Here is a 24,849-nt window from a genome sequence, read left to right as displayed (position 1 = left end):
CTCAGCCTCCTAATTATCCAGATTACGCGCGACGGTACGGATGAGGAAAAAGGCAACGATATTTGCCAGGATGATGGCAATCACGCCAGCAGCCGAAGCACCGCCAATATCCCATTGCAGAAGCGCTTTGAGGTAGATGAAGTAGGTGAGTGTGGTGGTAGCAATTCCCGGACCGCCCGAGGTGGTGACAAGTATTTCTGCAAAAATAGCCAGAAGGAAAATCGTCTCGATCATTATGACGACCGAGATTGGGCGCAGCAGATGCGGCAAGATGATGTAGTAGAACATCGCCGGACCTTTCGCGCCATCAAGACGCGCTGCCTCCATTTGTTCGCGATCCAGCGACTGCATCGCTGTCATGAGAATAAGAGTAGCAAAAGGCACCCATTGCCAGGACACAATCATAATGATTGAGGCCATAGGAAACTGCGAAAACCAGTCAATTACCGGTAAGCCAAAGCTACGCGAAACAAACGCGAAAAAACCGTTGACCGGATGCATCAGCAGATTTTTCCAAATCAATGCCGACACGGTCGGCATGACGAAGAATGGCGCAATAACCAGAAGCCGCGCAATATTCTTGCCAAAGAAGTCCTGATCGAAAATAACAGCGAAAAAGACGCCGAATACGATTGATATCGCCAGAACAGACCCAAGCAGGATCAATGTATTGGCAATCGCCGACCACAATCCGGGGTCGGAGAGAAGAAACTTGTAATTTGAAACACCAGCAAATCCGGTGACAAACGGATTGATCAGATTGTAATACTGGAAAGAGAACCACAGCGTCATCGCCAGTGGAACGATCATCCAAAGCAGCAACACAATAACGGCAGGCGCAAGCAGAGGCCCGGTGCGAATGCTACGACGCGATCTGGATGCAAAACGAGATTTGGTGCTGGCTACAGCAGCGTTATTAGATGGCATAGATGCCCCTCCCTTTCCGCGCGACTCTCACTCCAATAAGAAGCTTGCGAAAATTTAACCTGCTGCCCGTTATTGCTATCAGGCAGCAGATCATCGGCATATATCCGTTTACTTGATGTAACCGGCCTGTGTCATAATTTGCTCTGCTTGACGCTGTGCACCATCAAGAGCGGCATCCACGCTCTGCTGACCTGCAACAGCCGAAGAAACGGCTTGACCGACAATCGTACCAATAGCCTGGAATTCAGGGATCGCTACGAACTGGATACCTGTATAAGGAACAGGATCCTTAGTAGGTTTTGTCGGATCAGCAGACTCAATAGCCGTGAGAACCGTTGCAGCAAATGGCGCTGCCTTTTTGTAGTTCTCATTGGCATAGGTCGACTGACGCGTGCCCGGAGGAACAGCAACCCAGCCTTCCTTTTCACCGACCAGATCAACGTACCCCTTTGAAGTGGCCCATTTCAGGAACGACTTTGCGGCTTCTGCTTTGCTTGTCGATGCCGGAATTGCGAGATTCCATGACCAAGCCCATGACGAGCCATTTGGCGTCACTTCGACAGGTGCTTTGGTGAAAGCAACTTTATCGGCAACCTGACTCTGGTTTGGATCATAAATACGTCCCGCTGCGGACGTAGCGTCGATCCACATGGCACAATGGCCAGTAGAGAAAAGTGCCTGATTTTCGTTGAAGCCGTTTGAGGTAATTCCGGGAGGGCCAGCTTCTTTCATCAGATCGACGTAAAAGTTGATCGCCTTTTTCCATTCATCGGAATTGATCTGTGGCTTCCACTCTTCATCAAACCAACGACCGCCGTAAGTATTCACCAGCGTTCCGAGATAAGCCATATTTTCGCCCCAGCCCGGCTTTCCGCGCAGACAAAGACCATATTGCTCTTTCGACTTATCAGTAAGCTTGGTTGCAAACTCCTTGATCTGCTCATAAGTTGGCTGATCCGGCATTGTAAGACCGGCAGCATCAAACAAATCTTTGCGATAAAGCGTAAACGAGCTTTCTGCATAGAAAGGTACGGCGTAAAGTTTCTCATCGACCGTTAAGCCGGCGCGAACTGGCTTGATCAGATCGTTATAATCATAATCGTCACCAAGATCATCGACTTCAAGCAACCATCCAGCTTTACCCCAGATCGGCGCTTCGTAGCCACCGATAGTCATAATATCAAACTGGCCGCTCTTGGTAGCAATGTCGGTGGTTACGCGCTGGCGCAGAACGTTTTCTTCCAGAACCACCCAATTAAGCTTGTTGCCGGTTTCCTTTTCCCATTCCGACGAAAGCTTCTGCATAATGATCATGTCGGCATTGTTGACCGTCGCGATGGTCAACTCTTCGGCCGAGGCCGAACCTGCCATGATCACCCCCCCTGCAACCGACGCAATAAGCCCGGCTATATAAGATTTGGTTCGCATCTCGTCTCCTCCTTTACGAATGCATAGCAAATTTCTTACATGTGTAAAATTTATCGCGCGGAGTTCCGTGGCTTGTCAAGCACGGTTTTCAAATTGTTTTTCGGCCTTTAAATTTACCGCAAATCGATCGATTTCTTCGTCTTCTTCATTATTACTTTAGCCGAAATCATCCCAATTTCATTCTAGCACATTTATCAAAACACTGCATCTTACTCTTCTAAATCATTTGTTTGCTTGACGTTTCGATCAGCCTTTGACACTTTGAAGTCATCTTGCAAGCAGGAGGAGCAGCGCAAGATATTTGACAGTAATGAATTGATTCCGCTGATCTTTATGCGTTGTGTCTGCCGATATAACTCATGAATGAATGCGCTTAGTAACGTGCAATCTGGCGAAATGCAGTATTAAAAACTCTGCGATAAGCTGATGTGCGCAGGGTCGGATATGACAGACAAAACAAAAGACGTGCGAAAAAACATTCGCACAATGGAGGATTTCTCTGAGTTCGTAGGACTGTCTCGCCCGACGGTTTCCAAATATTTTAATGCACCTGACTCAGTGCGCCCAAAAACTCGCACGCTCATTGAAGCTGCGATTAAGACATCTGGTTTCAGACCAAACTTGTTCGCAGTAAACTTAAATAGGCGACGCACGACAATTCTGGGAATTATCATCCCTAACCAGATTGATCACTTCTATATGGCGTTGACCAAGCGCCTTCAAACGCTTGCAGAGCGGCACGGGTATCTTGCAATTGTTCTGTCTTCCGATGGAAAGGCAGAGCTTGAAAAAGAGGCCATTGAGACATTAAGATCTCTAAATGTGGCTGGAGCGATTATCGCCCCTCTCGGTGAGCAGTCGCAACATTCTGCGCTTATACGCCTCGCCGAAGACGTGCCAATTATTTACGTGGATTCACCGCTCGACAGCACCTCGCCTTTCGTTGGCACGGACAATTCGAAATCATTTCATCTGATTGTCGATTATCTATGCCGATCAGGAAGCGAACCTTGTTATTTCCCTATGCCGCTCGTTAACAACAATGCGATCAAGCGACAGGAAGCCTATTGCGCAGCAATGGAAAAGCTTGGTTACCAGCCGAGGATTATTGAGCTGGAACAGAGCCGAAGCTGGGATTTTGAGCAATATGCCTTTGAACAGGCCGCTCGTATTTTGCGGGAAAAGCGTGCTTTCCCGACTAGCACGATACTGTGCTCGAACGACCGTATCGCATTTGGTGTCACATCGGCGCTCTGGCAAGCGGGTCTCAAGGTTGGGAGACTGAATGACTGCGACATTCGAGTCGCGGGTCATGACAATAATCCATTGTCTGAATATACTTGCCCTCCGCTGACCACAGTTGCGCAGGATTACAACGAGATTGGTAGGCTGGCGATGGAGCTTCTTTTCCGCACGCTTGGCGAAACGACCGAAAACAGAGCGAGCCTTCCGCCGGAGAACCGCATTCTTCTCAATGCGGAAATCAAGTTGCGTTTGTCGGCATAAAAAATGGCGGGCAAAGCCCGCCATTTCGATTAAATTTGTAGTGCTTAGTTCAAGCCAAGCGTGCCGCGCAGCGTCGACAAATCTTCTGCAAGCGTGTTGATCGCGCCAGCCATAACCTTACGATCTTCTTCGGTCAGCTTATCATACAATTCATAGCCATCGCCCTTCTTGTACTTAACAAGAATGTCGTTGACGGTTTTGAAATTGGCATCCGACTTCTTCAGAAGCTCTGGATTTTCCTTTTCAATCAACGGACGGAAAAGTTCGACGATCTTCTGTGAACCATCAACATTGGCCTGGAAGTCCCAGATATCCGTGTGGCTATAACGGTCTTCTTCACCAGAAATCTTGGTTGCAGCCACTTCTTCCATAAGTGCTGCTGCACCACCAACTACCTTTTCAGGTGGGAAGGTCATGTCTTTGATGCGCTTCTGAAGTTCGACAACATCTGCGTAAAGCTTATCAGCATATTTATCGAGACCTTCGGTCGAATTCTGGTCGAAAAGACCATATTCGAGGCGATGGAAGCCGGTAAAATCGTCTGACTTTTCCGCATCTTCGTGATCGTCTGCACGGCTGTCGATCGATGCGTCAAGATCAGCGAAAAGTTCGGCAATCGGCTCGATTCTTTCATAAGAAACGCGCGTTGATGGATAAAGCTCTTTCGCCTTCGCCAGATCACCAGCCTTGATGGCATCGGTGAAAGCCTTGGTGTCTTTTACGAGAACATCAAGGTTGTCCTGAACATAGATCTTATAGTCAGCAATCGGCTGAACGAGATCGAGTGGGGAAATTTCAGCTTTTGCAACGCCAAAGCTCAGGGAAAGAGCGACAGCACAAGCCGACGCAAGAAGTGGAAGACGATATTTCATAGTTGCCTCTCCGTGGTGATACAACTTTCACCCACGTGCATTCTGCGGCCCACTCGCCTGCAAAAGAGCACATGCGTAAAAGTCATCCTGATTTTTCACGCCGGGTAGCGTGAAGAAATAACCGCCGCCGATTGGCTTGATATACTCTTCAAGAGGCTCGCCATCGAGGCGCTTCTGAACAGTAATAAAGCCCTTCTCCAAATCGGCCTGATAAGCAATGAACAGCAGCCCCATATCGAGCTGTCCAGCTTTTGTGACCCCATTTGAATAGTTAAAAGGACGACGCAAAATCAAATGTTGTTCGGCATGAGCATCGCGCGGATTGGCCAACCGAATGTGGGAATCCATTGGCGTAACTTTGCCTTCAGGATCTTTCGCATAGTCAGGCACATCCGCTTCGGTTTTGCCATCAAAGGGCGCACCGCTATCCTTGTGGCGACCAAAGATTGTCTGCTGTTCTTGCAGTGGCGTACGATCCCAGCGTTCAACGAAATTGCGAATGAGGCGCACCGCCATGTAACTACCATTCGCAGCCCATTCCGGCTCGCCTTTGTCTGGTTGAATCCAGACAATACGGTCCATCAGCGCTTTGTCAGCAGCATCGGGATTGGCCGAACCATCCCGGAAACCAAGGAAGTTGCGCGCACTTTCTTTCGCTTTTGGCGAATGCGGCGGCTGCACTGGTACAGAGCCTTCCTGCTTCCAACGTATCATCAGCAGGTCTGGCATGTACTTCACGATGTCGCGCAAGGCGTGAATATTGGTATCTGCCGTATTCGAGCAGAACTGAATGACCAAATCGCCGTGGCAGAGATCTTTCTGCAGTGCATCATTTGGAAACGCTGTCATACGCTGCAATTGCTTCGGCTTATGCGGTTTTAAGCCAAACCGATCATCGAACAACGAATTGCCGAGGCCAACCGTAATTGTCAGATTATCTGGCGTCACATGCGGCCCGAGAATGCCGGAGTCCGAAGGCGGAAATTTAGGATCAAGTTCAGGTGGTTCGCCACCTTTCATAAGGAAGGCTGTCCGCTCCGTGAGAAGCTTGAACATGCGTTCAAGATCGGCACGGTCACGCGCCAGAACATCAAACGCCGCAACAAGTCCTGTTGCCGGACGTGGCGTTACGATACCCGGCTGATGAATGCCATAAAATGGCTGTGCCTCATGCAGCTTGTCACTTTCAGGCGCATTCGTCACGCTTTCGGACGATAGCGTGTTGTTCGACGAGCGCGCATTGGCTGCCGGAGATGCCAATACACCTGCAACACTTGCGGCACCAGCACCAAGCAAAAGTGCGCGGCGCTCTGGCGATATTGGATTGTCTTTTACATTATCTTTTTTGAAAAATTTCTTGGTCATTAATCCACTCCAAGTTGATCGCGGAGTTTTGAAAACTGGTCGGCGAGAGCAGTCGCACCGTCCTTGATTTTTGCCTTCTCATCAGCAGAAAGCGTATCATAGGCCTTGCCGTTTTGAGCCGCGAGCAACGACTTCACAGCAGACGCCTGCGCATCAACCCCATCGAGAACCTTGGGGTCAACTTTGACAATAATCGGACGCAATACGTCCGCCGTCTTTGCGGAACCTTCAATAAGCCCCGCAAATACCTGTAAATCCGTATGCGCATAACGGTCATCGCCGGTATCACCAGCTGTTGATGCAAAGCGATTAATTGCCGATGCCGTACCCGCCAGCATACGGTCAGGCGAGATGCGCAACGCACGAATACGATCTTTCAGGCCAGCCGCGTCCGCTACAAGCTTGGCTGCAACAGGCTGAAGTCCATCAAGCGACTTCTGATCAAACAAACCATATTCAAGGCGATGCAGACCGCCAAATGCTGGATCCTGCTCGCGCTTTTCAAAGAAATCAGCGCGCGCATTGATTGCCGTATCAAGATCAGAAAGTGCTTCTGAAACGGGCGCAATACGGGCATAGGCTTCGCGCGCTGGCGCGTAAGCGGCCTGTGCAGCTTCCAGATTACCACTTGAGACAGCATCCGAGAGCACGCCAACCGCCTTCTGGAATTCCGCCACTTCTGTTGCGAGGTAGATCTGATATTCAGCCAATGCGCCGAGGAAAGCAGTCAAAGGCAGCTTGCCTTTTTCAGCTTCGCTGGTTGCTGAAGGTGTTACGATTAATTTGCCACGTGGGTTAGAAAGCAGACCGCAAGTGATCTGATATTCGCCCGGCGAAAGCTTGGCTGAAAGTGTTTGCTTGAATCCCGGCGCAATATTTTCGCGCTCTTCAAGCACCATAACGCCATCGAGAATTTCCCATTCGACCGAGCGATCTGATTTATTGACGATTTCAAAAACAGTACGCCCAGCGGGCACTGTCAGCTCATTCGGCTCGCAACTCTTCGCGTTAATAATGACCTGAACCTTACCGTCAGCATCCGCATGACGTGACTTATCTGAAACCTTAGAGGCGTAGTAAAACGCAGCGCCTGCCGCCAATACCAACAAAATAGCAAGCACCAACACCGCTCGCACAAGGTTGCGGGAGAATGGTGCGGCTGGCTTTGAATCTTGCGGCTTGGTCATGAGAAATCTCTTTAATTACGCGGAACGTTTGGCAGGCGCGTTTTGCGCCGGTGCGGACGATGGCATCAGAAATAGAATAAGGGCGGGAATAAGGAAGGCCAGATAAGCGAAAACTTCGCTAACGGTCGGCGTCGCGATATAGCCGAATATCCCGGCCAATACGGAACCAAGCGTGCTATCGAGCGGCAGAACTTCGCTGGTGTCAAAAACAACGGTCTGGAAGTGGTTCCAGATGCCTGCTTCGTGCAAAGCCATAACGGAATTTGCGAGAATGCCAGCCGCGATGATCAGAATGAACACACCCGTCCAGCGGAAGAAGCGGCGCAAATTGAGTTTCAAACCGCCGCGGTAAATACCATACCCGACCAAAGCTGCAAGCAGCACACCCAGCAAGGCACCAAGCGGAGCGGCTCCACCTTCACTCTGCTGGAAAGCAGCGAGCAAAAAGAAAACTGACTCAAGCCCTTCACGCGCCACAGCAAAGAACACCATCAGGATCAGGCCAAAGCCTTTATGTGTTGGCGTTTCAAAAGCAGCATCAATCGAGTGGTGCAGTTCCGCTTTGATGGAACGCGCAGCTTTGCGCATCCAGAAAACCATCGACGTGAGGACGAATACGGCAATCAATCCGATAATGGCTTCGAACAATTCCTGCGCTTTTTGCGGAAATTCAGCACTCAGCAATTGCAGAATGGCGCCAACAGACAAAGACAAAGCGAGCGCAAGGAAAACGCCGATCCATACGACTGGCATCCATGCACTGCGTCCGGTCTGATGCAGATAGCTCGCAATGATACCAACGATCAGCGCAGCTTCCACGCCTTCACGGAACATAATGAGAAATGGCACGAGCATTACGAAACAATCCAGTACGCTTGAAACCGAACGAGAGCGACTCTCATGCAGTGACCAGAGCGGTGCCCGACATCGTCGTTTGAAGGGAATCACTCTCTATCTTACCTATCGCATTCGCCCCACACGATGCCGCCAAGTGCTATTGCAGGAAATGCTGTTAAGCCCCCACAATAGTTCGTCAGACCATCGTCGATCACCTTCCTTTCTATAACTCTGGATGCGGCCAAGCAACTGAAATGAACATGAACACCATGGGAATGTTTTAGAATTATTCTAATGATTTCATAGATTTATGTAGCACTTTATAGGATAGCTAATGGAAGAGGCCGCCGTGTACACGGCGACTTTCAGAGCTATCTAACGGAAATATCAATGCTTTTGATCTGTCAGACAGATCGAAAAATCACAACGCGCCAGCGGACATGATGTCGGGGAAATTACACAGGTTTGTGAAAAGTTTCAGAATTTTCCGAAATGGTCAAAAATTTCGCGTTTTAGGGGTTGAAGAATAGTTGCAACGGGTCCATATGACACTTGCTTACCGCTTGCGCTTCCTCCCATTGCGCGCGGTAAGTGTTCCCCTCTGGAGGTTTGCCTTTATGGCACCTTCATAACTTAGCCGGGCTTTTTAGTCCGGCTCTTTTTTTGCCTAAATTTCAAAAGCTTAGAATAAAAATAAAAAGCGCTGCGTTGCTGCAGCGCTTCATAAAATCACGAGTATTTTTCGTCAAAAATAATCGCATGAGAACAGGATTCTCATCATCATTTTTGTTCTAAAAATCTATTTCCGGCTCTTTAAACCGGTAAATAAAACCGGTTCGCAGAACAAGAAATTCTATTCAAAACGGAGCGATAGAGTACCGCTCCGTTCTGCTGCTTAACAAAGTCTTTTCAACGCGCACCTTACCCGAAAACCGTTTTACACTTTTCGGGATGCGCCCTAGCCGTAAGACGCAACCGGCGGGCAAGAGCAGATGAGATTTCTGTCGCCACCCACATTGTCGATGCGGCTGACCGGCGGCCAATATTTTGCCGTCGTGTCAAAATCACCGCTCAACGCGCTACCCGGAAACACTGCTTCCTCACGGGTGTAAGGATGTGTCCATTCTGTTGCCAGCGTATCGCCTGCCGTGTGCGGTGCATTGGCAAGCGGATTGTCATCCGCAGGCCAGACACCATCGGCAACCTTCTTCGCTTCGCCTGCAATCGCAATCATCGCATCGCAAAGGCGGTCGATTTCCGCTTTTGGTTCAGACTCGGTTGGTTCAATCATCAGCGTTCCAGCAACCGGCCACGACATGGTCGGCGCATGGAAACCATAGTCGATGAGGCGCTTGGCCACGTCTTCCACGGTAATGCCTGCGCTATCCTTGAGAACACGCGTATCCACGATGCACTCATGTGCCACACGTTCATGTGCGCCAGTGTAAAGGATCGGATAAGCGTCCTTCAGACGATGCGCGATGTAGTTGGCGTTGAGGATTGCAGCCTCGGTTGCCTTCTTGAGACCCGCGCCGCCCATCATGCGGATATACATCCACGTAATGACCAGAATAGATGCACTGCCAAACGGTGCAGCCGAAACTGCGTGCTTGGAACCGAGATCAACATGACCCGGCAGGTAAGGAACCAAATGCTTGGCCACGCCAATCGGACCAACACCCGGACCACCGCCGCCATGCGGAATGCAGAAGGTCTTGTGCAGGTTCATGTGGCAAACGTCTGCGCCAATATCACAAGGACGTGCAAGACCAACGAGTGCATTAAGGTTAGCGCCGTCGAAATAGACCTGACCGCCATTGTCATGGACGATTTCGCAGAAAGCCTTGATGCCCTCTTCGAACACACCATAGGTCGACGGATAAGTAATCATGAACGCTGCAAGATTGTCGCGATGCTTTTCAGCCTTAGCCTTGAGATCGTCGATATCGATATCACCATCCGGACGGCAATTGACGACCACAACGCTCATGCCAGCCATCGATGCGCTTGCAGGATTGGTGCCATGTGCGGACGATGGGATCAGGCAGATGTTGCGATGACCTTCGCCGCGTGACTGGTGATAGTGACGGATTGCGAGAAGACCCGCATATTCGCCCTGACTACCCGCATTTGGCTGCAGCGATACACCTGCAAAGCCGGTGACTTCGCAAAGCCAAGCTTCGACGTCTGAGGTCATCTTAGCATAGCCGGTTGTCTGTGCGGCAGGCGCGAACGGATGCAGATTGGCAACCGTGTTCCAGCTCACTGGCATCATTTCTGCTGCCGCATTGAGCTTCATCGTGCAGGAGCCAAGCGGGATCATCGCACGATCAAGCGCCAGATCCTTGTCCGCCAGACGACGCAGGAAGCGCATCATCTCGGTTTCCGAACGGTGCGAATGGAACACGTCCTGTGTCAGGAATCCTTCGCCACGGCCTTTGCCGGGAACCAACAGATCGTCGTTACCGACTGGCTTTGCGCCAAACAGAACGGCGAGTGCTGCAAGATCGTCTTCCGTCGAAGTTTCGTCAAAGGTGACGCCGACCGTATCCGCATCAATGATACGAAGCAGACGACCACCCTTGTCAGCTTCGTCAGCAATGGCCTGCGCCTTGCCGGAAACCTTGACGCTTACGGTGTCGAACAGACTGTCGCCAGCAATTTCAACACCCGCAGCTTTAAGGCCCGTTGCGAAGCGAGACGCAAGACCGGCAACACGCGTTGCAATAGCCTGAAGGCCAGCAGGACCATGCCAGATGGCAAAAGATGCAGCCATATTGGCAAGCAGCGCCTGCGCGGTGCAGATGTTGGACGTCGCCTTGTCGCGGCGGATATGCTGTTCACGCGTCTGAAGAGCCAGACGATAGGCGGCACGGCCATGCGCATCGACGGACTGACCAACGATGCGGCCCGGAATGATACGCGTCAGAGGCTCAGATACTGCGAGATATGCAGCATGTGGACCACCAAAGCCCATTGGAACGCCGTAGCGCTGCATAGAGCCGACAGCCATGTCAGCGCCCCACTTGGCAGGCGCTTCCAGAATGGTCAGCGCCAGTGGGTCGGCAACAGCGATGACCAAAGCGCCCTTAGCTTTGGCATCGGCGATGACAGCGGCGAAGTCGCCATAAACGCCGCGCGTATCCGGCCAAGGCACGATGACGGCAGCGGTGTTGTCGTCAACAGCACTTCCGGCTTCAACCTGCCAGCCAAGTGGCTCTGCGCGAGTGTTGATCACATCCACGCTCTGCGGATGCAGATCGCCTGCAAGCAGAATGCGCGAACGCTTGTCGCGGTGATGACGAACGGCAACGCCCACGGCTTCAGCAACAGCAGTTGCTTCATCCAGCAGCGATGCGCAGGCAACCGGCAGGCCGGAGAGCTCGGCAACGAGCGTCTGGAAGTGGAACAGAAGCTCCAGACGGCCTTGGCTGATTTCCGACTGGTAAGGCGTGTAAGCCGTGTACCAGGCTGGATTTTCAAACAGGTTGCGCTGAATGACAGGTGGCGTCTGCACACCGTGATAGCCCGCACCGATGAAGCTCTTCTTCACCACATTGCGGCCCATGATTTCATTGAGCTCGGCAAGGGCTGCGTGTTCGCTCAAAGCCGCTGGAAGATCAAGCGCGCGGTTCAAGCGGATCGATGCCGGAACCGCCTGCGTGATCAGTGTTTCCATTGAAGGAAGACCGAGCGCTGCAAGCATTGCGCGCTCGTCTTCTACGCGTGGCCCGATATGACGGGCAACAAAGGGGAGAACCTGTTGCGTCATCTTTTTATCCTACGAGTTTGTCGTAACCGGCCTTGTCGAGAAGTCCCGAAAGCTGGCCTTCATCGGAAAGCTTGAGCTTGAACAGCCAGCCTTCGCCTTCTGCAGCCTGATTGATGAGAGCCGGATCACTCGAAACGGCCTCGTTAACTTCAACCACTTCGCCATCGACCGGAGCATAAACGTCGGAAGCGGCCTTGACCGATTCAACAACGACGATGCCTTCGCCCTTGGAAACGGTACGACCGACTTCCGGCAGATCTACGAATACGAGGTCGCCCAGCTGTTCCTGTGCGTGGATCGTGATGCCGACAGTGGCAACGCCACCTTCGACTCTGATCCACTCATGATCTTCGGTGAACAGGATATTGGCCATGGAAATCATCCTTTGCGATAGCGATGCGGTGTGAAGAGAAGTGCATGAACATCAACGGGAACCTTGTTACCGCGGACGTCTGCGAAAATGCGGGTGCCGGGGACTGCGAGGCTTGCCTCGACATAACCCATGGCAACCGGGAAACCTGCGGATGGGCCGAAGCCACCCGATGTGACGGTGCCGATCTGGAAACCGGATTCGTCGAAAAGTTCTGCGCCGCCACGCACTGGCTGGCGGCCTTCAGGCTTAAGGCCAACACGCTTGGCGGTTGCACCCTTGGCAATCGCATCCAGAACTGCTTTGGCGCCCTTAAAGGCAGCCTTTTCACGCACTGACTTGGTGATTGCCCATGTGAGACCGGCAGAGACAGGATCGGTTTCCGGCGTAATATCCTGACCGTGCAGGCAAAGACCCGCTTCAAGGCGTAAGGAATCGCGGGCAGCAAGACCGATCCATTCGACGCGTTCGTCGGCCAGAAGCTTGGTTGCGAGCGCGCGCGCCTCATCGGCAGGCAAGCCAATTTCAAAACCATCTTCGCCGGTATAGCCCGAACGGGTCATGAACCAGTTGGGATTAGGCTCAAAGCCGCTCATAAAGCCGAGCTCTGCACCTTTAAGATCAGCATCGGTAATGACGCTTTCGGCTTCCGGACCCTGAATGGCCAGGAAAACCCGATCCAGTGGATTAACCGTTACATCCTTGCCAGATGCTGCTTCATTGAGATGCTCAATATCGGCATCGGCGTTGCCCGCATTGGCAACAACCATGAAACGGTCTTCGCCGAGGCGCGTGACGATAAGATCGTCAAGAACGCCGCCTTGTTCATTGAGAAAGAAAGTGTATTTCGACTGGCCTATTTTCAGAACCGAAGGATCAAGCGGACAGGTTTCGCTCAAAAGCGCAATTGCATCTGCGCCCGAAACTTCAATCAGCTTCATATGAGAAATATCGAAAAGGCCGACATGCTCACGCGTATGAAGATGTTCCTTCATAACGCCGAGCGGATAAGTGATCGGCATGTTCCAGCCAGCAAAACCGCCAAAGCGTGCGCCAGCTTCCTCATGCAGATCCTGCAAAGGCAGGGTATTCAAGTGTGCGGTATCGCCCATAACAACTCCAGAGTCGCACGTGTGCCTCCGCGAAATGCGGTTGCTTCGTGCCCCTCTGTCTCAGGCCTGAGAGACTCGCATAGCTATAAAGCTATACTTACACCTTCGGCGCGGGGTTTCCCCCGACTTTCCAGAGTTGCCTTACCCATCTGCGGTTCATGGTACCTGAGAGATTTCGGGCGATTTCCCCTTCGGTGGCCAGCTTCCGCCAGCTCTCTCCCGCAGACAAACAGTGATAAAACATACTTACAAGAAGCACAGCTCCATCACACGACATACGTCACTTAGCTTAAACCATTTCCAGAGTCATGTATAATTATCGTCACAAGGCGACAAATCCCGGGGTTTTTGCGACAAAAAATCTGTGCGCCAACATCGCTATTGAACTAAATGATAACTACAATAACCGCGCAAATATCGTTTAAAAGCTACCGACTTATTTAAAACAAGGAATATTAGATTGCCAGCAAGTAAATATATAATAACAGTAATTGTAATTTTATCAAACGCGGGAGTTACGTTCGCTCAGGACATGACGAAAGAGGATTATATTAATCTATCCGCCCGTTCATGGAAAAACTTTCAATGCGCTTATCTTCATGAAACAGCTACTGGGCTAAGCATCTATGGCGACCCATTCAAAAAACGTGGATACGAACTCGGAAAAGAATTTTTCGCTGCTATCGATGCAGGCAAATTAATGCCTTATCAATTCACGCTGCAAGTCCCGTACGAGTTTACTTCTACACAACGTGAACTTTCAACCGATTTTGACTTAGGTCAAATATACAGCACCGCTAAGAACCAAATCGCAGGCGAAGTGATCGTCTTTAATAAGGACTTACCTGCATCTTTTGAGAATTTTTCCCAAAATGACCTTAAGATTGACAACGAAGGTACAGCGAAGAAAGCTATAAATAAAATCAAAACTGAAAATTGCGACTATGATGATCTCGGCCTTTCGCAGGAAATAATCGCAAACATCAAGAGCGCAGCTTCACGCGGCCCCGTAAATATCAATAAACTGTTAAAACGATAGTCTGATAAGACAACAACATCTGCTGTCAAATGGTGATTTGGCAATCTGGCGAGATGATTGTGATTATAAAATGGCCAAGTTGCGCAAAAGCCATGCAATCGACAGGCTATATTGCACAGCAGCTATGCAAATCTGGCTCTCCACTTCCAAAAACATAGCGCCTATATGCTGGTGGCAACAAAGAGATTTGATTTTCACTAGGTGAGAGAAATGAACCTGATCCGCTCGTACAACAACTGGCGCCGTTACCGTAACACTGTAAACGAACTGAGCCGCCTGAGCCCACGCGAACTGAACGACCTCGGCATTATGCCTTCGGAAATTCCATTCGTTGCACGTAAGGCAGCTGTTCGCTAAGAACGCGCCATCTAAAGGCTAACGCCTTTGATTTGAACCGCGATGCCTTATTCACGCGGTTCTACAGTTTCCAGAGTTTTCACCGGGGTGTTCCCTCCTCCCATTTTCCTCGGTGACATAAAGACCGGACCTCCTCCTCCCATTCCGGTCTTACCCTAAATGACACCTGCCGCTCCTCCCGCGGCGGGTGTTATTTTTTGTGCACTATTCAACGGCAAGCGCTGTTTTTTGGCGTGTTATGCGATCCGTCAGCAATGAGACCGCAAACACCGCCAGCCCTGCAACCGCCAGGAAAGCACCAACTGTTCCGGTCGCGGTCCAGCCATATCCCCATGCAATCGCCAATCCGCCGAGCCACGCGCCTAACGCGTTGGCAAGATTGAGTGCCGAATGATTAAGTGCTGCCGCAAGCGTTTGCGCATCAGCGGCGACATCCATTAGGCGTGTTTGCAATGCAGGCACCAATGCAAAGCCACCACCGACAAGCAGAACGCTCAGAAATGCCGTTGCCGGATGCTGCATCAAAAATGGGAATGCCAGCATCACGGCAAGGTCATAGAGAAGAACGCCGCCAACCGTTCCCATAACGGAGCGGTCTGTCAGGTTAGAGCCAACAATATTGCCAAGCACCATACCAAGCCCGAACATGGCAAAGACAATCGGCATCCACTTCATATCGACATGCGAAACTTCTGTGATCGTTGCCGCGACGTAAGAAAAGACCGAAAACAGCCCGCCCGTTCCCACAGCGCCAATCGCAAGGGTCAGCAAAACTTGTTTGCGACGCAGAGCACCCAGTTCGCGTAGCGGCGAAGCGCCCTCTTCTGCAGGTTGCTTCGGGACGAAAACACTAATCAACACCATCGTCAGAATAGCAATCAAACCAACCGCCGCAAACATGGCGCGCCAACCTGCAATTTGCCCCAGCCATGTTGCCAACGGCGTACCAACCAGCGTTGCGACCGTTAAGCCAGTCATGACGCGCCCAACCGCTTGCGCACGCTTGCCCGGCTCAGCCATTGATGCCGCCACAAGCGACGCAACGCCAAAATATGCGCCATGCGGAAAACCTGCAACGAAGCGCATCAGGATCAGGCCGTCATAGCTTTGCATAAATGCACTGGCGAGATTGCCAAAGGCAAACAGCGCCATAAACAAAAATACCAGTTTGCGACGATCAAGCCGTGCACCAAACACGGCCAGAACCGGCGCTCCAATCAGCACGCCCAGCGCATAAGAACTGATTAAATGGCCTGCACTTGGAATCGTCACATGCAGATCACGTGCGATATCCGGCAAAAGCGCCATGATTGCGAATTCTCCGGTGCCAATACCGAAGCCGCCAAGGGCAAGTGCCAGCTCTGCCAGTCGCACAGACGAGCGCGGTAAAGTTTCCGGCGACAAAGCCGAAGTCTGATTATTTGACATGAATAAGCCTGAAGGGAATGGAGGATGTCGGACAACCCTACCATTCCTCGCAAGCGAAGGCGATACGCTTTATTGTGATCAATTCACAATGATGGATAGCTATTTCGCCGCGACAACCTCGATCTCGACCTTAAACTCTTCCCGCGTAAAACCGGAAACGATCATTAATGTCGAAGCCGGTGCAGGCTGCGGAAACAGGCGATCACGCACATCCATATAGGGCCGCATATGCGCACGATCCGTGACATAGGCATTGATGCGCACAACGTTTGAAAAGTCCATGCCACCATCACGCAAAATGCGGCGGATATTCTCAAAACAAAGCTCGGCCTGCGCGCCTGCATCTTCAGGCACAGAACCATCCGGCCCAATACCCAATTGGCCAGAGCAAAAAACCAGTTCAGCGCCAGCGACTACCTTCACGCCATGGCTATAAGCAGCAAAGGGAGCCGCCATATCGGCAGGGAGCAGATGTTTTAAAAAAGTCATTCTATATCCTCAGGCTTTCGGCGCGGCTGCTAGCAATTCTTTGAAACGCACGGCACCAACTGCAATATCGTCTTCACTCGGACTGATACCAGCCGCGAGCAATCTCCGCGCCATCATGTGATCCGTCGGGCGATTGATGGAATCAACCGCCACCAGTTTGTCACCTGCAAAGTGAAATACGGAAAAGGCATTGTCTTCGAGACTGCCCGACAGAATATGGCGGTCGGCATCAAAAGAAAGACCAGCCGTTTGCAACTTCATGTCGCCCTGATCCGACCAAAACCATGCAATATCGCGGAAGGGCGTGCCGCGACCTAAAATCGAGCGCGCAACATGCTTGGCCTGATCGGTGGCATTCTGCACCGATTCCAGACGCACGCGACGACCTGCGTGAAAATGATCATAGCTCACGCAGTCGCCAATCGCATAAACATGCTCACTTGACGCCCGCATATGCTCGTCAACCACAATCCCATTATCGACAGCGAGTCCGGCTTCGGTCGCAAGCTCGACATTCGGAACGGCACCAGTGCCAAGCACAACCATATCAGCCGAATAAACGGTGCCGTTTGCTGCCTTTACGCCCGTTACCCGGCCGTTTTCACCTAGAATTGCTTCAACGCCAACGCCCGTGAGAAGCGTAATATCCGCCGCACGGCTGCGTGTTTCGACATGGGCCGAAATATGTGTGGCAACGGAACGGCCCAAGACACGTGGCGCTGCTTCAATCAGAACCGTCTTCTTGCCAAGCGCAACTGCACTATGTGCCATTTCAAGGCCAATAAAGCCGCCACCGATAATCACCACGTTCTCAACACGTGGCATCATTTCAGCAATGTGGCGCGCATCATCCAAACGGCGCAGCGTAACAACGCCATCAAGGTCAACACCCGGCATATCGGGGATTCGCGCACGAGCGCCGGTGGCAAACACCAGTTCCGACCATTGAAGCACTTTGCCATCATCAAGCGTGACGGTCTTATCACCAAGCGAAAGATACTCAACGCTACGCCCAAACAGCATCTCAACATTATTATCGCGATAAGCGCTTTCCGGGCGCAGAACGAGAATGCCTGCTTCTGGGGCTTTCAGATAAGATTTTGAGAGCGGCGGCTTATGATAAGGAATATCCGTCTCATCATTAATGAGAACGATTTCGCCAGCATAACCTTCCTGTCGCAGACTGATTGCGGCCTGTGACCCGGCATGCCCCGCGCCAATAATAATACATCTGTTGTCCATAGGACCTCCGGAAATTTCCGCGCATCATAAACATGAGGCAGGCTGTCGCGTGGCGAATTCGTCACGGATTCACACCTTATTTACATGCATCCTATTTTTTTAAAACATTTAGTTTGACCGATCGGTCAGATTGTTTAGTAAAAAGCTTTACCGCCTCCCAAGAATGCAGGAGCCACCGCATTGAAAAGATATTGGTCTGATTACACGAGCGAAGCGTTTTCACGCCTCGAGCGCGAGAAGATTGTGGCGGTTTTGCCCGTTGGCGCAATTGAACAGCACGGACCACACCTGCCGCTGGCAGTCGATGCGGCAATCGTAGACGGCATGGTCAAAGAGACCGTCGCCCGCCTGCCTGATGAAAGCCATGCACTTTTTCTGCCGACACAGGCCATTGGTAAAAGCAATGAACATAGCCTCTATCCCGGTACGCTAACATTCTCCGCAGAGACGCTCATTCGCATGTGGTGCGAAATCGGTGCCTGCGTTGCAGCAAGTGGCGTGCGCAAAATGGCGCTTTTGAACAGCCATGGCGGCCAGATCACGATCATGGATACGGTCGCCCGCGAATTGCGCATTAAGCACAATATGATGGTGTTCAGCGTCAACTGGTTCGGCCTCGGTATGCCGGACGGTGTTTATAGCGAGCATGAGCTTAAGCACGGCATTCATGCAGGCGATATGGAAACTTCTGTCATGCTCGAGTTCCACCCCGATCTGGTGGATATGTCTAAAGCGCAGAACTTCCACACGCTGACTGAAACATTAGCTTCGGACTACAAGCACCTTTCGCTGAGTGGTGGTGCGAAACCTGCATGGCAGGTTCAGGACATCAATGCACATGGTGCTGCGGGTGACGCGTCGCTCGCCACTGCCGAAAAAGGCCGCAAGACCATCGATTTCGCCGCCGAACGGTTGGTTGAAGTCCTGGCTGAGATTGAGCGAGCGCCGCTCTCTTGGCTTGATAATAAGCCTGCCTGGTAAGGACGATGAGCGTGGCCCCCAACTCGCAAACCTCACCTTCCCTGATCGATATCAACGGCGTCTACAAGCAGTATGGCACAGGCGTCATTGCGGTCAGCGATATGTCTCTCAAGATCGAACAAGGTCAGTTCGTAAGCTTCCTCGGCCCATCAGGTTGCGGCAAAAGTACAGCGCTGCGCATGATCGCAGGGCTTGAATCCATCTCCGCTGGCGACATTCGCGTCAATGGCCATGCACCGGGCAAAGGCCCGATTGGTGCGCAGGACATCGGCTTTGTGTTTCAGGAGCCAACCCTAATGCCGTGGGCCAGCGTGTTCGACAATGTCTATTTGCCACTGCGCCTTTCCGGCATGTCGCGCAGGGAAGCCACCCCGCGCGTCGAAGAAGCTCTGACGCAAGTTGGCCTGTCACGCTTTGCGGCCGCTTATCCGCGCGAACTTTCCGGCGGCATGAAGATGCGCGTATCCATTGCCCGTGCATTGGTAACACGCCCGCGCCTTTTGTTGATGGATGAGCCTTTTGCGGCGCTCGATGAAATGACGCGCTTCAAGCTCAACAACGACGTGCTGCGGCTTTGGCGGGAACACGGTCTAACCGTGATCTTCGTCACGCACAGCGTTTACGAGTCCGTCTATCTCTCCAATCGCGTCATCGTCATGGCCGCCCGTCCCGGACGCGTTGTTGCCGATATCGGCATCGACGGCAGCTATCCACGCGCCGAAAATTATCGTGCCACCGAAGCTTACGCAAAAGATTGCGCACGGGTTTCCGATGCGCTCACCGCAACGCTTTCGTCGCAAGACATCGACCATTGAGGACGGGGAAAATGCAAAACGAACTGCCTGTTCTTAATTCAGAGCAACACCGTCTCGCTCGTCGTGAGCGCAATCTGCGCATCATCATGCCGACATTCGCGATCCTGATCGCACTATGCATTTGGGAAGGCCTTGTGCGCTTTTATGAAGTGCCGCATTACCTCATCCCAGCCCCGTCACTGATCGGTGAAACGCTCGTAAAAGACGGACCATCATTGGCGACGTCGATGTGGTTTACGGTCAAGCTCACACTCATTTCGCTGTTTTGCGCGATTGTCGGCGGCGTTCTGCTCGGCATGATCTTTGCCCTGTCGCGACCAATTGAAATGGCTTTCTTTCCGTTTGCCGTCATTCTTCAAGTGACCCCGGTTATCGCCATTGCACCGCTAATCCTGATCTATGTGCGCGATACATTTTCAGCATTGCTGATCTGCGCGTGGATTGTGGCCTTTTTCCCGATCCTGTCAAACACCGTCATCGGCCTGCGCAGTGCTGATCATAATCTGCGGGATCTGTTCAAACTCTATCGCGCTTCGCCGTGGCAACGTCTGCGCTATCTGCTTGCCCCAAGTGCTCTGCCTTACTTCATGGCAGCGCTCAAGATTGCGGGTGGTCTTTCGCTGATCGGTGCTGTGGTAGCAGAGTTCGTTGCGGGCAGCGCTGGCCAAAGTACCGGCCTCGCGTCTCGCATTCTGGAATCGAGCTTCCGTAACGAAATCCCGCGCATGTTCGCGGCACTGTTCCTCGTTTCACTGCTCGGCATCGTGATTTTCCTGCTCACAAGCTGGCTATCGCGCCTCGTTCTCGGACGCTGGCATGAAAGCGAGATCCGCCGTGAACGTTGATATGCTGAAAGGTGTCGCCATTGCTGATCTTGATGGTCATTACGACATCAGCATCAATGGCGGGCACATTGCTTCACTGACGCCCTCACAATCTAAAAATGGTGGCTTTATTACACCGCTATTCGCCGACGTGCATGTGCATCTCGACAAAACATTCACCATTGGCCGCATTGCCGAACGAGGCAGCGCCAAAGTTGAATGTCTGTTCGACGCGATTGATCTGATGAATATTGATCGCCAGCACTGGAATGCTGACGATATTCACGCACGCGCCACCATTGCTCTTGAAGTAGCCTATGCTCAGGGCGTTGGCGCAATGCGTACTCATGTCGACTGGACGACACCTGATGTACCGACCGCGTGGCCTGCGCTGAACGAGCTGCGTCAGGAATGGAAAGACCGCATTGATCTTGAGCTTGCGGCTCTTATCCATGGCGACATTGTACTCGGCGCAGGTGCAGCCATTGCTGAACGTGTAGCAAAAGACGGCGGCGTCCTTGGCGCATTCTTCTATCGCAATGCTGATCTTAAAGCAAAAATCGAAGAGATGTTTCGTCTCGCGGCTTTGCACGGCCTCAAGCTCGACTTTCATGTCGATGAAGGGCTTGAATTAGAGGCCGATGGCTTTTCGCTGATTGTTGCTGCAACCAAGCGACACAATATGGCGGGCCGTGTTCTTTGCGGCCATGCCTGTTCACTTTCATTGCGTTCGCCCGAAGACCTAAGCCGCATTCTCAATGCTGCTGCGGATGCAGGAACAGCGCTGGTATCGCTGCCAACATCCAACCTCTACCTGCAAGACAGGCTTGGCGGAAAATCGCCACGCCTTCGTGGTGTTGCCCCCCTTAAAGAAGCGCGCCGGGCGGGAATGGACGCCATGCTCGGTTCCGACAATGTGCGCGACGCGTTTTATCCTTATGGCGACTACGACCCGCTTTCGGCCCTGCGCCTCGCGGCCCCGGTCTGCCATCTGGAGCCGGATGAATGGTTAGATAGCATCACCACACTGCCCGCGCGTTTCATCGGAAGCAACCGCGTCCAGACGCTGACCGAAGGCGGACCTGCAAACTTCATTTGGCACGACGCCACCGACATCAACGACCTCATCAGCCGTCCACAAGCACATCGAACCGTTTGGCGCGATGGCAAACCAATTTAATCGGAGAACCCCATGAATTCTGCCGCACCACAGCGCATCTATGACTGGGCCGCATTTCGCGCCGAAATCGAAGGTATCCGCATTTATGACGACCCAAAGCAGGTCGAATTGCGGTCCCGCGATTATTTCTGGTATAGCCCGATCCTGACGGAAGATATCGGTCATTATCTAGGCGATCTCGTTGTTATCCCAAAAGATCAGGATGAAGTGCGCCGCGTGGCAGCTGCTGCCGCCAAGCTTCGCATTCCAATCACCGTTCGCGGCGGTGGCACCGGCAATTACGGCCAGTGCGTTCCGCTCGAAGGCGGCGTCATTCTTGATATGACCAAGATCGACCGCATCATTGCAATCGAGCCGGGTAAGGTTCGTGTTGAAGGCGGCGCCCGTATTTCGCGCCTCGACGATGCTGTGCGTGAAACGGGTCAGGAACTGCTGATGTACCCGTCCACGCGCCGTATTGCCACCATTGGCGGCTTTTTCTCAGGCGGCTCGGGCGGTATCGGTTCGCTGCGCCACGGCATGCTGCGCGACGATGGCAATGTCTATTCAGTCAAGGTTCTGACCGTTGAGGCCGAGCCAAAAATCATTGAGCTGACAGGCCGCGACATTCACAAAGTGCAGCACGCCTATGGCACCAATGGCATTATTCTTGAACTCGAAATAGGTCTCACCAAAGCAACCGAGTGGGTGCATACCGCAGCCCTCTTCGACAGCTACGAGGCAACACTGAAATTCTGCCTCAAAGCACTCGAAGAAAATCTGGATTGCTATCTGCTGACGACGGTGGATCGCCGCTTTGCACGCTTCTACACCAAGTTTGGTGATCTTTTCCCATCCGACAAGGATGCGGTTTTTGCGATGATTGCACCAGAAGAAGTGGCGCGCTTTGAAGCTCTTGCGACTGAATTTGGTGGCAAAGTCACCTTCTCGATGACGCTTGATGAATTGCACAAGGCTGGACTGCAACCCGCTTACGAATGCGGCTGGAACCACACGACACTTCAGGCACTCAAGGCAGAACCGGGCTGGACTTATTTGCAGGTTGCCTATCCTCGCCCGTTCGACATCGATGTGGTGACACGCCAGATCGCACGCTATGGCGAGACGCAATATATGCATCACGAAATGGCGCGTCTTGAAGGGGAGCTGCAGATTTTTGCACTGCCGCTCGTGCGCTTTGAAGGCCGCGAAGAAATGTACCGCCTGATCGAAGAGCTGGAACAGGTTGATGGCTGCGACATCTATGATCCGCACGCCTACACCATCGAAGACGGCGGCATGAAGGAAATCGACAGTGTTCAGATCGAATTCAAGAAGCAGGCTGACCCATACGGCCTGCTCAATCCGGGCAAAACCCGCGGCTGGACAGCCGACATGGTAGCACAGGACTAACTAAGGGGAACTAAAATGAAAAAGACACTCGTTACAGCACTCGCTGCTCTTTCACTGGGCCTTTCTGCACAGATGGCCTATGCACTCGACAAGGTAACACTGGGCACCAACTGGCTGGCACAAGCCGGTCATGGCGGTTTCTATCAGGCGGTTGCCGATGGCACCTATGAAAAGCACGGCCTTGACGTCAAGATCGAAATGGGCGGACCACAGGTCAACAATCGTCCGATGCTGGCTGCTGGCCGTCTTGACTTCCTGCTGACTGGCAATCTTCTCTTGTCGTTCAACAACGTCGCCAATGGCGTGCCAACCACTGTCGTGGCTGCTTTCTACCAGAAGGATCCGCAGGCACTGATGGCACATGAAGGCGAATACAAGGACTTCAAAGACCTTGCCAATGCAGAAACAATCCTGATCTCCAAGGATGGTCAGTTCTCTTTCTGGCCTTGGCTGGTTAAGGATTTCGGCTTCCAGGACGAGCAGCTTCGTCCTTATGGCTATAGTCTTGCGCAGTTCCTGAGCGACAAGAAGACCGTGCAGCAGGCCTATGCCACTGCCGAGCCAATCTATGCTGAAAAAGAAGGCGCGAAGGTCACGACCTTCCTGCTGGCAGATCAGGGCTTCAACACCTATGCCAACACCATCGAAACACGCCAGCAGCTCGTCGATGAGAATCCTGAGCTAGTACAGCGATTTGTAACGGCCTCCATCGAAGGCTGGAACAACTTCCTTTATGGCGACAACAGCAAAGCCTATGAACTGATCCTCAAAGACAATGCGGATATGAGCAAAGAAACACTTGATGCGGAGCTCGCGCGCCTCAAGGATCTTAAGCTTATTGACGGCGGCGACACACTCGAAAAGGGCATTGGCGCAATCGACATGAACCGTGTGAAAGAGTTCTACGAACTCGCACGCAAGTCGGGCATCGTCAGCGGCGACGAGCTGGATATGACGAAGGTTGCAACCGACGCTTTTGTTAACAAGGGTGCGGGTCTCGACATCAAGAAGCAATTGGGCCAATAACCCTCCTGCAATTTTAATAGCGGCTGGTACGAATGACCACAGACAACCAGAATGACGATAGTGAGCTAACCGGCCGAGACAAGGTTCTTGGCCGCAGGCGTCGTATTCAGGGTGCCATTCGTACAGCCGCCATTGATGAATTTGCTGAAAAAGGACTAGCTGGCGCATCTACACAAGGGATTGCGCAGCGCGCCGGACTGACCAAACCGCAGCTCCATTACTATATTTCCAGCAAAGAAGAGCTTTACGAGGATATTCTCATTTATATTCTCGATGAGTGGGAAGATATCTTTCTCGGTGTCAGCAATGAGGAAGACCCTGCAACGCTTATCCGGCAATATATTCGTGCCAAGCTTGAATTCAGCCAGAAAAACCCGAAAGCATCACGGCTCTTTACGACAGAAATCGCTAACGGTGCGCCTTTTCTAAGTCGTCACTGGAAGAAGCACGTTTCAGCAACTCATAATGCAGTGAAGCTCATTCAGTCGTGGGTTGATGATGGCCGTATCAAGCCTGTCGATCCACTGCTATTCCAGATGCATATATGGGCCGTCACCCAGCACTATGCCGACTTTGAAACACAGGTCCGCAGCATGATGTCGCTCAGTAAAGACGAGCCGTTAGACCTTGATCGCATCGAAAAAGAAGTCTCTACGCTGTTTCTGCGCGCTTGTGGACTAGAGTAACTGCCTGCAAAATC

22 protein-coding genes and 1 riboswitch are annotated in these 24,849 nt (G+C 52.1%); of the genes, 10 read left to right on the top strand and 12 right to left on the bottom strand.

All coding sequences use genetic code 11. The features are described from left to right. Positions 1–9: 9 nt before the first annotated feature. A complete protein-coding gene (locus tag J2782_RS09305; RefSeq protein ID WP_310011727.1) occupies positions 10–927 on the bottom strand; it encodes a carbohydrate ABC transporter permease in 918 nt (305 codons plus the stop codon). A 108-nt stretch (positions 928–1,035) separates the two neighbouring features. Next, positions 1,036–2,355 carry an ABC transporter substrate-binding protein gene (locus J2782_RS09300; RefSeq protein ID WP_310011726.1) on the bottom strand — a complete coding sequence of 440 codons (1,320 nt, stop codon included), beginning with the start codon at positions 2,353–2,355 and terminating at the stop codon, positions 1,036–1,038. 486 nt (positions 2,356–2,841) lie between these two features. On the opposite strand from J2782_RS09300, the gene J2782_RS09295 reads away from it, so the two are divergent. Next, positions 2,842–3,861, top strand: a complete 1,020-nt coding sequence (locus tag J2782_RS09295) for a LacI family DNA-binding transcriptional regulator (RefSeq protein WP_310012300.1) — start codon at positions 2,842–2,844, stop codon at positions 3,859–3,861. A gap of 44 nt (positions 3,862–3,905) precedes the next feature. Here J2782_RS09295 and efeO (J2782_RS09290) read toward each other — a convergent pair whose 3' ends face one another. The 7 genes from efeO (J2782_RS09290) to gcvT form a co-directional block, all read right to left on the bottom strand. Continuing rightward, positions 3,906–4,733 (bottom strand): iron uptake system protein EfeO, encoded by an 828-nt coding sequence (efeO, locus tag J2782_RS09290; RefSeq protein WP_310011724.1) that lies wholly within the window; start codon positions 4,731–4,733, stop codon positions 3,906–3,908. Positions 4,734–4,760: 27 nt separating this feature from the next. Next, positions 4,761–6,098: an iron uptake transporter deferrochelatase/peroxidase subunit gene (gene efeB, locus J2782_RS09285; RefSeq protein WP_310011723.1), complete on the bottom strand. Its 1,338-nt coding sequence runs from the start codon at positions 6,096–6,098 to the stop codon at positions 4,761–4,763. Further along, positions 6,098–7,285, bottom strand: a complete 1,188-nt coding sequence (efeO, locus tag J2782_RS09280; RefSeq protein ID WP_310011721.1) for an iron uptake system protein EfeO — start codon at positions 7,283–7,285, stop codon at positions 6,098–6,100. Before efeO (J2782_RS09280) ends, efeB begins: the two co-directional genes overlap by 1 nt. Positions 7,286–7,300: 15 nt before the next feature. Then, a complete protein-coding gene (efeU, locus tag J2782_RS09275; RefSeq protein WP_310011719.1) occupies positions 7,301–8,140 on the bottom strand; it encodes an iron uptake transporter permease EfeU in 840 nt (279 codons plus the stop codon). Between the two features lie 940 nt (positions 8,141–9,080). Next, positions 9,081–11,894 (bottom strand): aminomethyl-transferring glycine dehydrogenase, encoded by a 2,814-nt coding sequence (gene gcvP / locus J2782_RS09270; RefSeq protein ID WP_310011717.1) that lies wholly within the window; start codon positions 11,892–11,894, stop codon positions 9,081–9,083. 4 nt (positions 11,895–11,898) lie between these two features. After that, positions 11,899–12,267, bottom strand: a complete 369-nt coding sequence (gcvH, locus tag J2782_RS09265; RefSeq protein ID WP_310011716.1) for a glycine cleavage system protein GcvH — start codon at positions 12,265–12,267, stop codon at positions 11,899–11,901. A 5-nt stretch (positions 12,268–12,272) separates the two neighbouring features. Further along, positions 12,273–13,376: a glycine cleavage system aminomethyltransferase GcvT gene (gene gcvT, locus J2782_RS09260; RefSeq protein ID WP_310011715.1), complete on the bottom strand. Its 1,104-nt coding sequence runs from the start codon at positions 13,374–13,376 to the stop codon at positions 12,273–12,275. Between the two features lie 142 nt (positions 13,377–13,518). Beyond that, positions 13,519–13,608: riboswitch (glycine riboswitch) on the bottom strand. A 228-nt stretch (positions 13,609–13,836) separates the two neighbouring features. Here gcvT and J2782_RS09255 point away from each other — a divergent pair. Next, positions 13,837–14,415, top strand: coding sequence for a hypothetical protein (locus tag J2782_RS09255; RefSeq protein WP_310011712.1), 579 nt, complete (start codon positions 13,837–13,839; stop codon positions 14,413–14,415). Between the two features lie 210 nt (positions 14,416–14,625). Continuing rightward, a complete protein-coding gene (locus tag J2782_RS09250) occupies positions 14,626–14,772 on the top strand; it encodes a DUF1127 domain-containing protein (RefSeq protein ID WP_250040631.1) in 147 nt (48 codons plus the stop codon). 204 nt (positions 14,773–14,976) lie between these two features. Here the strand turns inward: J2782_RS09250 and J2782_RS09245 are convergent, their stop codons facing one another. The 3 genes from J2782_RS09245 to J2782_RS09235 all read right to left on the bottom strand — a co-directional run bounded on the left by J2782_RS09245 (position 14,977) and on the right by J2782_RS09235 (position 17,931). Continuing rightward, positions 14,977–16,200, bottom strand: coding sequence for an MFS transporter (locus tag J2782_RS09245; protein ID WP_310011710.1), 1,224 nt, complete (start codon positions 16,198–16,200; stop codon positions 14,977–14,979). A gap of 99 nt (positions 16,201–16,299) precedes the next feature. Next, positions 16,300–16,689: a RidA family protein gene (locus tag J2782_RS09240; protein ID WP_310011708.1), complete on the bottom strand. Its 390-nt coding sequence runs from the start codon at positions 16,687–16,689 to the stop codon at positions 16,300–16,302. 9 nt (positions 16,690–16,698) lie between these two features. After that, positions 16,699–17,931 (bottom strand): NAD(P)/FAD-dependent oxidoreductase, encoded by a 1,233-nt coding sequence (locus J2782_RS09235; RefSeq protein ID WP_310011705.1) that lies wholly within the window; start codon positions 17,929–17,931, stop codon positions 16,699–16,701. A gap of 180 nt (positions 17,932–18,111) precedes the next feature. Here J2782_RS09235 and J2782_RS09230 point away from each other — a divergent pair, with 180 nt between their 5' ends. The 7 genes from J2782_RS09230 to J2782_RS09200 are packed head-to-tail and all read left to right on the top strand — an operon-like array spanning position 18,112 to position 24,835. Further along, positions 18,112–18,912, top strand: a complete 801-nt coding sequence (locus J2782_RS09230) for a creatininase family protein (RefSeq protein ID WP_310011704.1) — start codon at positions 18,112–18,114, stop codon at positions 18,910–18,912. A gap of 5 nt (positions 18,913–18,917) precedes the next feature. After that, a complete protein-coding gene (locus J2782_RS09225; protein WP_310011702.1) occupies positions 18,918–19,727 on the top strand; it encodes an ABC transporter ATP-binding protein in 810 nt (269 codons plus the stop codon). An 11-nt stretch (positions 19,728–19,738) separates the two neighbouring features. Continuing rightward, positions 19,739–20,572 (top strand): ABC transporter permease, encoded by an 834-nt coding sequence (locus J2782_RS09220; RefSeq protein WP_310011701.1) that lies wholly within the window; start codon positions 19,739–19,741, stop codon positions 20,570–20,572. Further along, entirely contained in the window at positions 20,544–21,731 is a 1,188-nt protein-coding gene (locus J2782_RS09215; protein ID WP_310011700.1) for an amidohydrolase family protein, read from the top strand. Before J2782_RS09220 ends, J2782_RS09215 begins: the two co-directional genes overlap by 29 nt. Positions 21,732–21,743: 12 nt before the next feature. Beyond that, complete coding sequence (locus J2782_RS09210) at positions 21,744–23,123, top strand: FAD-binding oxidoreductase (protein ID WP_310011699.1); 1,380 nt, start codon at positions 21,744–21,746, stop codon at positions 23,121–23,123. Positions 23,124–23,138: 15 nt separating this feature from the next. Then, entirely contained in the window at positions 23,139–24,149 is a 1,011-nt protein-coding gene (locus tag J2782_RS09205) for an ABC transporter substrate-binding protein (protein WP_310011698.1), read from the top strand. A 32-nt stretch (positions 24,150–24,181) separates the two neighbouring features. Continuing rightward, a complete protein-coding gene (locus J2782_RS09200) occupies positions 24,182–24,835 on the top strand; it encodes a TetR family transcriptional regulator C-terminal domain-containing protein (protein WP_310011697.1) in 654 nt (217 codons plus the stop codon). Positions 24,836–24,849: the final 14 nt, after the last annotated feature.

Origin of the sequence: Brucella pseudogrignonensis, assembly GCF_031454375.1 — a bacterium.
Lineage (GTDB): Bacteria > Pseudomonadota > Alphaproteobacteria > Rhizobiales > Rhizobiaceae > Brucella > Brucella pseudogrignonensis_A.
This window is presented reverse-complemented; position numbering and strand designations above follow the sequence as displayed.

Bases quoted from the DNA above. Each gene is read 5' to 3' on its own strand.
- J2782_RS09305 (WP_310011727.1), bottom strand. From the start codon at position 927: ATGCCATCTAATAACGCTGCTGTAGCCAGCACCAAATCTCGTTTTGCA.
- J2782_RS09300 (WP_310011726.1), bottom strand. From the start codon at position 2,355: ATGCGAACCAAATCTTATATAGCCGGGCTTATTGCGTCGGTTGCAGGG.
- J2782_RS09295 (WP_310012300.1), top strand. From the start codon at position 2,842: ATGGAGGATTTCTCTGAGTTCGTAGGACTGTCTCGCCCGACGGTTTCC.
- efeO (WP_310011724.1), bottom strand. From the start codon at position 4,733: ATGAAATATCGTCTTCCACTTCTTGCGTCGGCTTGTGCTGTCGCTCTT.
- efeB (WP_310011723.1), bottom strand. From the start codon at position 6,098: ATGACCAAGAAATTTTTCAAAAAAGATAATGTAAAAGACAATCCAATA.
- efeO (WP_310011721.1), bottom strand. From the start codon at position 7,285: ATGACCAAGCCGCAAGATTCAAAGCCAGCCGCACCATTCTCCCGCAAC.
- efeU (WP_310011719.1), bottom strand. From the start codon at position 8,140: ATGCTCGTGCCATTTCTCATTATGTTCCGTGAAGGCGTGGAAGCTGCG.
- gcvP (WP_310011717.1), bottom strand. From the start codon at position 11,894: ATGACGCAACAGGTTCTCCCCTTTGTTGCCCGTCATATCGGGCCACGC.
- gcvH (WP_310011716.1), bottom strand. From the start codon at position 12,267: ATGGCCAATATCCTGTTCACCGAAGATCATGAGTGGATCAGAGTCGAA.
- gcvT (WP_310011715.1), bottom strand. From the start codon at position 13,376: ATGGGCGATACCGCACACTTGAATACCCTGCCTTTGCAGGATCTGCAT.
- J2782_RS09250 (WP_250040631.1), top strand. From the start codon at position 14,626: ATGAACCTGATCCGCTCGTACAACAACTGGCGCCGTTACCGTAACACT.
- J2782_RS09245 (WP_310011710.1), bottom strand. From the start codon at position 16,200: ATGTCAAATAATCAGACTTCGGCTTTGTCGCCGGAAACTTTACCGCGC.
- J2782_RS09240 (WP_310011708.1), bottom strand. From the start codon at position 16,689: ATGACTTTTTTAAAACATCTGCTCCCTGCCGATATGGCGGCTCCCTTT.
- J2782_RS09235 (WP_310011705.1), bottom strand. From the start codon at position 17,931: ATGGACAACAGATGTATTATTATTGGCGCGGGGCATGCCGGGTCACAG.
- J2782_RS09225 (WP_310011702.1), top strand. From the start codon at position 18,918: ATGAGCGTGGCCCCCAACTCGCAAACCTCACCTTCCCTGATCGATATC.
- J2782_RS09220 (WP_310011701.1), top strand. From the start codon at position 19,739: ATGCAAAACGAACTGCCTGTTCTTAATTCAGAGCAACACCGTCTCGCT.
- J2782_RS09215 (WP_310011700.1), top strand. From the start codon at position 20,544: ATGAAAGCGAGATCCGCCGTGAACGTTGATATGCTGAAAGGTGTCGCC.
- J2782_RS09210 (WP_310011699.1), top strand. From the start codon at position 21,744: ATGAATTCTGCCGCACCACAGCGCATCTATGACTGGGCCGCATTTCGC.
- J2782_RS09205 (WP_310011698.1), top strand. From the start codon at position 23,139: ATGAAAAAGACACTCGTTACAGCACTCGCTGCTCTTTCACTGGGCCTT.
- J2782_RS09200 (WP_310011697.1), top strand. From the start codon at position 24,182: ATGACCACAGACAACCAGAATGACGATAGTGAGCTAACCGGCCGAGAC.